We start from the raw sequence: 12,093 nt of genomic DNA on the forward strand, positions 1-12,093 counted from the left end.
GATAGGTGAGAATATGTATATTTTATTAATTATTATTGGAGTGGCTTTAATTGCTACAAATATAAGGGCTATAATGAGAGAAGAAAATAACTTTAGTAAAGCTATGATAGATGCAGAATCTAATATAGATGAAGTAGACATGAGACTTGTTGAAATAAGAAGTGAGTTTGCTAAAACAATTACAGAATTACAAAGAGAAATAAATGACTTAAAAAAAGTAAATCATACTGTATTTATTAAAAATGAATTATTAGAAAAAAGGGATGATTCAGATAAAAATATTAGTAATGATGAGTACATAAATACCTTGGTAGATAAGATTGATTCCTTAGATGATGATATTCTTCTTCAAGGAGAAAATATGGATGAATTAATGGACGATTTAAAAGAAGAAGAAAAAGACGGTAATCCTAAAAAAGAAAAAGAAGATAGTAATCCTAAAAAAGATATAAAGGGTAATAGCTTAAAAGTAGAAGAGGTAAAAGCCTTATTAGCTGAAGGCTTAAGTGAAGAAGGCATAGCACAACGGCTGAATATAGGAAAGGGTGAGGTCTTATTAATAAAGGAATTATATTTAAAATAAAAAAATTTATTAAAGTTTTAAGTGATAGAAAAATTTTATTTGGTATAGGCATTGGCATAATACTAGGAATATTTTTTAGTATCCCTGCAAAAATAGATTATAAACTCAGCGATGGTGAAATTGAAATAAGAGCAAAAAAATTAGGAATGACCTATCCAGACCAGATTAAAATTGATATAAAGGCGGGTGCAAACAATGATTAGAGGATTGTATACAGTAGCTTCAGGAATAATTACCAGTGAAAAAAATCAAAGTGCTATTATGAATAATATAGCAAATATAAACACTACAGGATATAAATCACAGATTTTGTCCATGAAGAGTTTTGATGAGGTATATATTTCTAATAAAGATGGAAAAAACAATGAAAGAGTAACCATTGGAGCTATGAGTAATGGAGTAGAAATAAATGATCGAACCACTAATTTCTCACAAGGAACTATAAAGGATACAGGAGTAACAACTGATTTTGCCCTTCAGGGAGAAGGATTTTTTGTAGTTCAAAGACAAACCGCTAATGGAGCTACAAATTATTATACAAGAGATGGTCATTTTGCTGTAGACACTTCAGGATATTTAGTGACCTCTAATGGAGATAGGGTACTTAGTAGGAGTGGGAATGGATTAGCACCTATATATATAGGTGAAGGAAGTATTTCTGCAGACAATATTGGGAATATATCTGTAGATGGACGAGACGCTGGCAGATTAGCTGTAGTTAATTTTCCAAAGGATAACCAAGGTAAATATGAAAATCTAAATGAATTTACATATAATCTTTATGAAGGAGTTAATCCTACCTTTGTTAATAATCCTTATGTAGTTAATAAATCCCTTGAAGGATCTAATGTTAGCGTAGTTCAAGAAACTAGTAACATGATGACTGTTATGAGAAACTTTGAAAGTAATGCAACTATTTTAAAGGTTTTAGATTCTACCTTGGACAAGGCTGTAAATGAAATAGGTAAAGCTAGATAGAATTAATAGAGAAAGAAAAATTTGAGGAGTGAGTTTATGTACGGTATGTTTTACACCAATAGAAGTGCAATGGAAGCACAACAGAATAAATTAGACTTAGTATCAAATAATATAGCAAATTCCGGTACTATTGGATATAAAAAAGTAACATCTACATTCCAAGACCTTTATACCAGTTCATTAGAGAGACTAGGAGTACCATGGTCTAAGAATGCAAATACTGAACTTTATGTTGGTACAGGGGTTAAATCTACTAATGAAGTTAGAATAAAAACTCAAGGAAGCTTAACTAATACAAAGATATCTACAGATTTAGCTATAGATGGAGAAGGATTCTTTAAAGTATATAAACAAGATGGAAGTGCAGCCTATACTAGAAATGGAAACTTCAAAGTGGATGCTTCAGGAATTTTAGTAGATAATAATGGATATAGATTATCTATAACTGATGCTAATGGTAATGAGATAAATGTGCCAGGGGGTCCAATTAACTTTGCTAAAGATAAGTTTTCTATAGATGCAAATGGGGCTTTATCCTTAGATAATGATGGAAACTCTATAAAAGTTGGAGATATTAAAACTTATAAGACCATAGGTGATACAGATTTTATTTCTGCAGGACAAAGCTTATTTGTTCCAATAGAAGGAGCTACTGTATTGGAGACTACGGATAGAGATATTTATCAAGGGTTTACGGAAAGATCTAATGTAGATATGTCTACTGAGATGACTGACATGATTGTAGCCCAAAGAGCTTTTCAATTAAGCTCCTCTGCATTAAAAACTGCAGATGATATGTGGGGAATGATAAATAACTTAAGATAGTAATGGAAATAGAAAAGAATGAAAGACATAGTTTTTCATTCTTTTTTTATATTTTCAAACATATAATATAACATTAACAAAGGATAAATTTTAAATAGAAGGGGTGATATTATGGGGTAGGATATTTATTTGGATGTTTGCTAAGTATATTATTTTGGAAGTTTGATAGACATAGATTAGCAATAAAAGTCAATGAGAAATTTAGTGCTAAAATAAGAAGCAAAGTAGTTTTACGATGGGTATACTTTATACTTATACCTACCATAGGGATAATTATAAGTCTTATATCTAATAGGGAGATTGTTAATGCTATTGTAGCTTTCTTCGTTATTGAGATAAGCAATAGTGAAAGAAAAACAGTAATTAAAAAATCCACTGAAAAAAAGGAGTTTTACAATACTTTATCCTTAATTAGCAAATCATTGATTTGTGGTTTTTTAGCACCCTTAATTTATATTCTAATCATAGGTAATGGAGGAGGAGTAATATATACATTAATATATTATATCAGTGACGATGAGAGTCTAAAGTTTATTAATGGTATATTAAATGTGTTAAATATTATTCCAACTCTAATAGGTGGAATGTTCTTATATATTGTCTATATTATTAGAAATAAAACCTTTAAAATTAATTTCAAGGGGGATTTTTTAAAAAATCTATTTACTAATCCACTTTTAAACATTTATATTTTTGCTGCATATATTGAATCAGTTAATTTTTACTACATAGAAGATAAGGGGGTACATTATCTAAAAAGTTATGGGGTGTATCAAGGAAAGATTGATGATTTATGTGTTAAGGATTTTTTAACTGTGATATATGGAGTGTGTTTTATTTTCTTTGTTATATTTTGGATTTATATTATTAATAAGGGATCAATTCTAAAATTAGTGGTACAGTAAACAAAAGGAGGCTGTCTTTAGGGACAGCCTCCTTTGGAGCTAAAGAATTACTTAATTTGGTTTATAACCTCTGTAAGAGGTGGAATAACTTGTTTCTTTCTAGAAACTACCTGGTCAATATATGCTGTTCCATTGTTTAACTTAATGTTAAAGGCTCTTGAGAATACTTCTTTGTGTTCGCCACACACAATGAATAAAGAAGAACTTTTAAATATGTCAGTAACCATAAGAATAATTAGGTCAAACTTTCCTTGACTTGCTTTTTCATTCATTACAGTTTTTAAATCATTAATTAGTGGAGTAAATCCATCCATATAAGTAGTTGTTATTTGTCCAACACCTACTTTAAAATTACCCATATTAAAGATTTTGAAATCTTGGTATAAAAGTTCCTTTGAGCTTTTTCCTTCTAATGAAGTTCCAGCTTTAAACATCTCTTGAGCAAATTTTTCTATATCTATACTTGCTATTTCAGCTAATCTCTTTAGTATGATTTCGTCTACAATAGTTGCTGTTGGAGATTTTAATAGTAGAGTATCGGAAATAATAGCTCCACATAATAATCCAGCTACTTTCTTAGATGGTCTAATTCCATTTTCAAAGAAAATATTAGCAACAATGGTAGAAGTACTTCCTACAGGCTCATTTCTAAAGTATATTGGTTGACCTGTTTGAATATCTCCTATTCTATGGTGGTCGATAATTTCTAAAATGTCTGCATCTTCAAGACCGTCTACAGACTGAGTCTTTTCGTTATGATCCACTAAAATTACTTTCTTTCTTTGTTGGGTTATTAAATGATATCTAGAAATGCTTCCAACCACGGAACCATCTTCATCTAAAACTGGATAACTTCTATATCTAGTTTCTAGCATAATATCTTTAATCTCCTCAATGAAGTCACTAGTAGAGAAGGTAATTAAATTATTTTTAGTCATTACGTATTCTATAGGAATACTTTGAGGTATTAGTCTAGCAGCAGTAAAAGAGTCATAAGGAGTAGTGATTATAGTGCATCCTTTTTCTTTAGCTAGGTCAATAATTTTTTCAGAGGGATTTGTATTATTAGTGATTATCATTAATCTAGCATTACAATCTAATACAAATTCTTGAACTAACTCACGGTCTCCACAGATGCAAATATCTCCCGCTTCTATTAAATTTCTATCATTTGGTTCCATCATAGAAACTACAACTTTCCCCTTAAGTTCTAAGTTTTCATCTGATAAGTAAACAATTTTAGCGGATAGAGTTTCTAAAATGTTACTTAGACTTGTTTTACTTTTAGCTAAAACGTAATTATCCCAAATGTCTAGATAACTAGCTGCCAGATTTGATACAGATACAATTCCAGCTAATTTTTCATTAGGATATATAACTGGGAGAGTTTTAATGTTTTTTTGCTTCATTATAGACCAAGCCATTTTTAAGGATATGTCTGAAGCAATAGGAGCTACTGTATCTATTTTTAAATCTATAATTTGAGGTTTTACAGTTTGAACAAGCTGTGGTGGCTGAACTCCAAAGTAATCTAGGATAAACTGAGTTTCTCTACTAATTTCCCCTAGTCTAATTGGAATTGCATTGATTCGTTGGGTTTTATTTTTAAACTCTGAATAAGCAATGGCTGCACAAATAGAATCAGAGTCAGGATTTCTATGACCTGTTATGTATACTTTATTTACCATGAATAACCTTCCTTTATAATATCTATTCTTATTTATAATTAGTATTTTAAAGGTTTATTTACCTTATGTAAAGTTAAAGTTTTCATATACTGGTAGGATGGTACATATATTTTAATGATAGATTATTTCTAACTATAAATAAAAAAATTGTAAGGGGGAAAAAATGTGAGTGCTAAAGAATATAGAGGGCTATCTACCAATGAAATAGAAGATAGGCTGAAAGAATACGGACTAAATGAGTTACAGAGTAAGAAAAAAGTGTCACCTATAAAAATATTCTTGTCACAATTTAATGATTTGATTATTTGGATACTAATGGTGGCAACCGTTATATCGGGTTTTATGGGGGATAAAGCAGACGCTATAACTATTCTAATAATTATAGTAATGAATGGAATTTTAGGTTTTGTACAAGAATATAAAACTGAAAAATCCTTAGAACAGTTAAAAAAATTATCATCACCTACTGCTAAGGTAATAAGGGATGGAAAAATTGAAGTTATTAATTCCATATATTTAGTACCAGGAGATTTGGTTATATTAGAAAGTGGGGATAGGATACCTGCTGATAGTATTTTAGTTGAAGGAAATAATCTTATGATGGATGAATCTCTTCTAACTGGTGAATCCGTAGGAGTGCACAAGAATCCAGAGGACAGTGATAATAATATATATATGGGAACTATCGTATTGACAGGTAGGGGAAAAGCAAAGGTATATGGAACTGGAATGAATACAGAAATGGGGAGAATAGCTCATATGCTTCACTCTATAGAAGATGAACCATCCCCACTAAAGGAAAGATTAAATTCCCTTGGAAAAGTACTTGTAGTTCTTTGCTTAACTATATGTGCAGTAGTAACCTTTTTAGGTATTTATAGAGGTGAAAATGTCTATGACATGTTTTTATCTGGGGTTAGTTTAGCCGTTGCTGCTATTCCAGAAGGGTTATCAGCTATAGTAACTGTTGCCCTTGCTTTAGGGGTATCAAGAATGCTTAAGAGAAATGCCCTAGTAAGAAAGTTACCAGCAGTGGAAACCCTAGGATGTACCTCTGTAATATGTAGTGATAAAACAGGAACTTTAACAGAAAATAGAATGACGGTAACAGCACTTCTTCATAATGGAAAAATTCATGATATTGATGAAGATAAAAGTTTTGACCATGATATTTTAAAAAAGATATTTGTATATTGTAATGATTGTAACTATAATTATTCTTCTAATTCCATGGAAAAGGCTTTAATGGGAGACCCAACAGAGACTGCTTTAATAAAAGGCTTCTTTAAAAAGGTTTCTGAAATAGAAAGATTTAATAGTAAAGTAGAGAGGATTTTTGATATCCCATTTGATTCTACAAGAAAAATGATGACAGTAATTGTGAAGGACGTAACTACTAAGAAGGATGTATGTTATGTTAAAGGAGCTCCAGAGCGAGTACTTGATAGATGTTCACATATATTAGTAAATGGAAGGGTAGAGCCATTAACTATACCTTATAGAAGAAGTGTAGAAAAGCTTATTGATGATATGTCCTTTAGAGCGCTTAGATGCATTGCAGGTGCATATAAAGATAATAACTTAATTAAGGGAGACAAGGTGGAAAATGGTTTAATTTTTGTAGGGGTGGCTGGAATTATAGACCCACCAAGAAAAGAAGTAAAGGATGCAGTTTTAAAGTGCAGAGTTGCAGGAATAAGACCGGTTATGATTACAGGTGACCACAAAAATACAGCCTTTGCCATAGGGAAAGATCTAAATATATGTAATGAAAGCAAGGAAGTAATTACAGGAGCTGAACTTGATAGAATAAATGATAAAGAACTTGAAAAATCCATAGACGATTATAGAATATTTGCAAGGGTTAGCCCTAAACATAAATTAAGAATAGTAAAAGCTTTTAAAAGTAGAGGTAATATTGTAGCTATGACTGGGGATGGAGTTAATGATGCCCCTGCTATTAAAGAAGCTGACATTGGAATAGCTATGGGAATTTCAGGAACAGATGTAACTAAGGAAGCGGCATCTATGATATTGTTAGATGACAACTTTGCTACTATTGTAACTGCAGTAGAAGAAGGTAGAGTTATATATGATAATATTAGAAAATTTATAAGATATCTATTATCCTGTAACTTAGGTGAAGTATTGACTATGTTCTTAGCTTCATTGTTTTATTTAGAAGTACCACTGCTTCCAATTCAAATTTTATTTGTAAATTTAGTTACTGATGGACTTCCAGCTATAGCTCTTGGAGTAGACCCACCAAATAAAAATATAATGTATGAAAAGCCAAGAAAAAAAGGCGAAAGTGTTTTTGCAAGGGGATTAAAAGAAAAGATATTAATTAGAGGTGCATTAATTGGTGTTTGTACAGTTCTTGCATTCTTAGCGGGTAAGTATTATGGATATGGATTAGGAGTATGTAGAACTTTAGCCCTTGGAACTTTAATTTGCTCACAGTTAATTCACGTATTTGAATGTAGAAGTGAAAAGTATTCTCTCTTTGAAATCAATCCATTTACCAATATGTATTTATTGGGTTCTGTTATTATTTCAGTGACAGCACTTTTATTAGTAATATATGTTCCTATGTTACAAGGTATATTCCATACCATGTCTATAGGTATTGGACAGTGGGCAATCATTGTATTTTTCTCAGGAATAATATCCTTTATTAATAGCATTGCTACTTTTGTAGGAAACAGAACTTAAGAATATTTTAAGTGAAAAATAGCCATGGTACTTTCTGATATTCTCATCCTTATAATAGACAATTTTATTATTTAAACTGTCTACCATAAGGGAAGCATATCACTGTAGATGCCTTGGCTATTTATATGCTTATAGCTTGTACAAATATATTGCTGTAATTTTAAGCAGAGCCCAACAATTACAAAAGATTAGCAAATATGGAGGCACCAATTACTGTGAATAAACCTGCCACTGCTATTGCAAGACCACTCATAGCACCTTCTATTTCTCCAATTTCCATTGCCTTTGAAGTTCCTATGGCATGGGAAGAGGTTCCTATGGCAATTCCTTTAGCAATTGGTTCATGGATATGAAATACCTTACAAATAACTTCAGCAAGGATATTACCAATAATACCAGTTACAATAATGACAGCTACTGTAATTGTAACAATTCCATTTAGCTCTTCTGAAATTCCCATTCCTATAGCTGTGGTAATGGACTTTGGAAGCAAGGTTACATACTGTTCATGGGTAAACTGAAAAAGCAAGGCGAATAAAAATACACTTATAAGACTGGCTGCTACTCCTGAAAAAATTCCTATTATAATAGCTTTAAAATTGTTTTTTAATAAATCCAGTTGCTCATATAGAGGGATTGCTAGACATACTGTAGCAGGAGTTAGTAAATAGCTTAAATATTTTGCTCCATTATTGTAACTTTCAAAATCTACTTTAAAAATAACTAAAGCTGCCATTACAAAAAGAATTGAAATAAGTAAGGGATTAAAGATCCCATTATTAAATTTCTTTTTTAAAAACAACCCTATTTCATAGCCTAGAATACTGACCACTACTCCGAAAAATGCTGAATTACATAATAAATCCTTCAATTTCTATTCATCCTCTCTAGCTTAATCATAAACTGGGTAACCTTACCTGTCACTATCATTACAATAACTGTGGTTAAAATAGTTATTATAATAACAGGAATCCAAATATTCTTTAGTACATCCCAAGAAACTAATAAACCAACTGCTGCTGGTATAAACATAAGAGGCATAATTTCTATTAAAAAAGTTCCAGTTTCCTTCACTTGTTCAAGGGAAATTATTTTTGTTTTTAAAATTATAAGCATGAGAATTAAACCATATATACTAGCAGGAATAGGTAATGGAATAATATATTTTAATATTTCTCCAATAAAAGTTACTGCCAAAATAATTCCAAATTGACGAAAATACTTCATATAAACATCCCTTTCTAAATTGGTACTACCAATTTAGAATTGTACATCTTTTTTATAGGTATGTCAAAAAACACAGGATACAAATAGTATCCTGTGCTAACTAAAAAAGTTAAGTTTTCCAATTACGCCCCAGCCAAGGGAGCTTCATTACTTATTTAAATCTTCTATCTTGTCTTACTCTCTGTATCTTCTTTTGACCACCTTCAACAGGAACTAAGTCTCTCTTATTAGTAAGGTTCATAACGTTCATTATGCTTATGTAGTCCTTAACTTTCTTTTTCTTCTTTTTCTTTTTAGAATAATCAGGTTTTAAACCTTGGATTAATAAAGAATGGCCTTGAGATACAGGAATGAATTCTGGCTTTTTAAACCATCTCTTTTTCTTATAAACACAAGTTGCTATAGTTCTAGCACTGTCTTGTTTCACTACAATAGTAACAATAATAGTATTTAAAATTCCAAGAAAAGATTTCTCCTCTGTTTTAACAGATAAAGCCCTTCCTTGAACTTGTGTTATTCTATCACCATATCTATTTATAAAAGCATTAGAATAACTTTGTGATAATTTGTCTTTGAATCCCATATGAATAACTCCTTTACATGAAGAATAAATAACTACGTATAATATCTGACTGTATTCAAGTGTATAATATTACACAATATCATTATTATATAATAATTAAGTTGTTATAACAAGTTTATGTTTAATTTTTAAAAATATATCATGAATTTTTTAAAATTATAATATGAATTTTTATGTTTTTGTTCCAAAAGTCCTTTTATAAGAATATTAATATACTAAATGATTTTATTTGGGAGGACAGTATGAAAAGAGTTTTAAAACCCAGTGAAGTTTTGTACGATTTTGAAATTGTTGAAGATAGAGAAATAGAAGGCGAATTTATATTGCCACAATATAAGGATGCATATAATAAAATAAAAACCTCACTTCTTTTAAATGGGGAAGGATATAATATTTACTTAGTTGATGAATTTTGCAAGGATAGAGTAAAACATATTATTAGCTATGTAAAACATATATTGACGGATGGAAAGCCACCAAAGGATATATGTTATGTTATAAAAGGAAATGTAAAGGAACCTGTTCCTTTGTTTGTTAACAATGGATATGGAAATAAGCTTAAAAAGGTAGTAGACAAAATTCAAGAATTTTATGCAGAAAGTATATTTAAATTTTATAATGGTATAGATAATAAAGAAAAAGAGCACCTTATTAGTACTATTAAAGATAGGCGTAGCAAAATAGTTGGAGATTTAATTAAACTTTCTAAAGAATATGGTTTTGATATAAAAACTAGTGGGGATGGATTTACATTTATACCCCTAGTTGATGGAAAAGAAATGACAGAGGATGAATTCGATAATCTTAAGGAAGAAGAAAAATTTGAAATATTAAATAAAGTGGATGAGTTAAAGATAAATGCTAATGACATATTAGAAAAGTTAAGAAATATGAAAAATGATGAAATAAATAGAATTAGAGAGATAATGGATAACTTTTTTAAAGAAGAAATGGAAGAGTTAAATGTAATAATAGAAGAAGAATTTAATGATGATAGTGAGGCTAAGGCTTATATTCATTACTTAATTACTGAGATTAAGGGTGAACTTGAGGAAAACTATTCTATAAGCTACGAGGATGATGAAGAAGCTATAAGAGACATTATATATAAATATGATGTAAATGTAATTGTTGATAATTCAGATATTGAATATCCACCAGTAATCTTTGAAGAAGATCCTAGTGTATCTAACCTTTTTGGATCTATAGATTATGAAAATCATAATAATATATATGTATCTACTGTAAAATCCATAAGAGCAGGTAGTTATTTAAGAGCTAATGGGGGATGCCTAATTCTTAGAGCCAGTAGTCTACTTAGTAATTCTCAGTCTTATTATTATTTGAAAAGAGCTATAATATCAGAAAAAGTAGACTTGGATTACAACAGAGGATATATAGAACTATTTACTTTAAGTAGTTTAAAACCAGTACCTATGCCAATTAATACTAAAGTAATAATAATTGGGGATTATGATATTTATGACGCATTGTATAACTATGATAAAGAATTCAGAACAATATTTAAGACGAGGGCTGATTATAGAGGAGTATTGAAGGCTGAGAATAAGGTTAAAACTGTATTAATAAAAGAAATAAATAGATTGTCTAAGGAAAATAATATTAAACCTATAACATCTAGTGGCATAAGAGAAATTGCAAAATTTTTATCTAGAAAGGCAGAAAATAAAAATAAGATACATTTTGACCATGATGAATTATCAAACCTTATAATACAAGCTAATTATAAAGCAGCAGAAGAGGCAAGGGAGTTTATTGATGGAGATAATATAGAGAACATTGCTTATAGGAAAGAACCTATAGAAAGAGAATATCTAGAGTTATATGATGAAAAAAGATTGTTAATAGATGTTTCGGGAAGCAAGGTGGGGCAAATTAACGGGCTTTCTGTCATTGATACGGGATATACAAGTTTTGGTAAACCTGTTAAAATAACCTGTACATGTTTTAAGGGAGAAGGAAAAATCATTGATGCTCAAAGGGAATCCAACCTAAGTGGTAAAATTCATACTAAGGGAATTAATATTTTAAAAGGATATATTAATAATATCAATGGAGGATATAAAACTCTACCAGTAGATTTCAATCTTAGCTTTGAGCAGTTATATGGAGTTATAGATGGTGATAGTGCATCAGTAGCTGAAGCATTAGCTATAATATCTGCTCTTTGCAAGATTCCTATCAAACAAAATATTTCAATTACTGGATCCATAAATCAATTTGGTCAAGTACAGCCTATAGGTGGTGTAAATGAAAAAATTGAAGGATTCTTCGAAGTGTGTAAAATCATGGATGATACGGAAGGAAAGGGAGTTGTTATTCCTCTATCTAATAAAGATGATTTAGTACTTTCAAGAGAAGTTGAGAGAGCAATTTTTGAAGGTGAATTTAAAATATATACTATAGAAACTGTGGAAGATGCCATGGAGTTAATATTTGATGCTGAAGAAATTACTATGGATAATATAATGGAATTAATAAGTAAGCAGTGTATAGAATATGAGAAGAAATGATGGTAAAGGAATGGTGCAAATTCCTTGAAACCCCCATGAATAGAACAAATAGTTA

Annotated in this window: 10 protein-coding genes; 6 read left to right on the plus strand and 4 right to left on the minus strand. The window is 30.2% G+C overall.

Features of this window, described 5'->3' with window-relative positions; translation table 11 throughout:
• The first annotated feature begins 13 nt into the window (after positions 1-13).
• From B2P65_RS15625 to B2P65_RS15640, 4 genes are all read left to right on the plus strand, one after another.
• A complete protein-coding gene (locus B2P65_RS15625; RefSeq protein WP_346880488.1) occupies positions 14-583 on the plus strand; it encodes a hypothetical protein in 570 nt (189 codons plus the stop codon).
• A 195-nt stretch (positions 584-778) separates the two neighbouring features.
• Positions 779-1,561, plus strand: a complete 783-nt coding sequence (locus B2P65_RS15630; protein ID WP_346847906.1) for a flagellar hook-basal body complex protein — start codon at positions 779-781, stop codon at positions 1,559-1,561.
• Between the two features lie 36 nt (positions 1,562-1,597).
• Positions 1,598-2,386, plus strand: a complete 789-nt coding sequence (locus tag B2P65_RS15635) for a flagellar hook-basal body complex protein (RefSeq protein WP_346847907.1) — start codon at positions 1,598-1,600, stop codon at positions 2,384-2,386.
• A 137-nt stretch (positions 2,387-2,523) separates the two neighbouring features.
• Entirely contained in the window at positions 2,524-3,291 is a 768-nt protein-coding gene (locus B2P65_RS15640; protein WP_346847908.1) for a hypothetical protein, read from the plus strand.
• Positions 3,292-3,338: 47 nt separating this feature from the next.
• On the opposite strand, the gene B2P65_RS15645 is transcribed toward B2P65_RS15640, so the two are convergent.
• Positions 3,339-4,979 carry a putative manganese-dependent inorganic diphosphatase gene (locus tag B2P65_RS15645; RefSeq protein WP_346847909.1) on the minus strand — a complete coding sequence of 547 codons (1,641 nt, stop codon included), beginning with the start codon at positions 4,977-4,979 and terminating at the stop codon, positions 3,339-3,341.
• A 165-nt stretch (positions 4,980-5,144) separates the two neighbouring features.
• Between B2P65_RS15645 and B2P65_RS15650 the strand changes: the two genes are divergently transcribed.
• The gene (locus B2P65_RS15650; protein ID WP_346877389.1) at positions 5,145-7,694 is read left to right on the plus strand and encodes a calcium-translocating P-type ATPase, PMCA-type; all 2,550 of its coding nucleotides are present in this window, start codon (positions 5,145-5,147) and stop codon (positions 7,692-7,694) included.
• A gap of 178 nt (positions 7,695-7,872) precedes the next feature.
• Here B2P65_RS15650 and B2P65_RS15655 read toward each other — a convergent pair whose 3' ends face one another.
• The 3 genes from B2P65_RS15655 to B2P65_RS15665 form a co-directional block, all read right to left on the minus strand.
• Positions 7,873-8,565, minus strand: a complete 693-nt coding sequence (locus tag B2P65_RS15655; protein ID WP_346847911.1) for an LrgB family protein — start codon at positions 8,563-8,565, stop codon at positions 7,873-7,875.
• The gene (locus B2P65_RS15660; RefSeq protein WP_346847912.1) at positions 8,562-8,921 is read right to left on the minus strand and encodes a CidA/LrgA family protein; all 360 of its coding nucleotides are present in this window, start codon (positions 8,919-8,921) and stop codon (positions 8,562-8,564) included. The genes B2P65_RS15655 and B2P65_RS15660 overlap by 4 nt, the downstream gene beginning before the upstream one ends.
• A 151-nt stretch (positions 8,922-9,072) precedes the next feature.
• A complete protein-coding gene (locus B2P65_RS15665) occupies positions 9,073-9,504 on the minus strand; it encodes a hypothetical protein (RefSeq protein WP_035129279.1) in 432 nt (143 codons plus the stop codon).
• A gap of 242 nt (positions 9,505-9,746) precedes the next feature.
• Here B2P65_RS15665 and B2P65_RS15670 point away from each other — a divergent pair, with 242 nt between their 5' ends.
• Positions 9,747-12,038 (plus strand): AAA family ATPase, encoded by a 2,292-nt coding sequence (locus B2P65_RS15670; RefSeq protein WP_346847913.1) that lies wholly within the window; start codon positions 9,747-9,749, stop codon positions 12,036-12,038.
• The last annotated feature ends 55 nt before the right edge of the window (positions 12,039-12,093 follow it).

It is taken from the genome of Clostridium sp. UBA3061, assembly GCF_002367465.1.
Taxonomy (GTDB): Bacteria; Bacillota; Clostridia; order Clostridiales; family Clostridiaceae; genus Clostridium_J; species Clostridium_J sulfidigenes.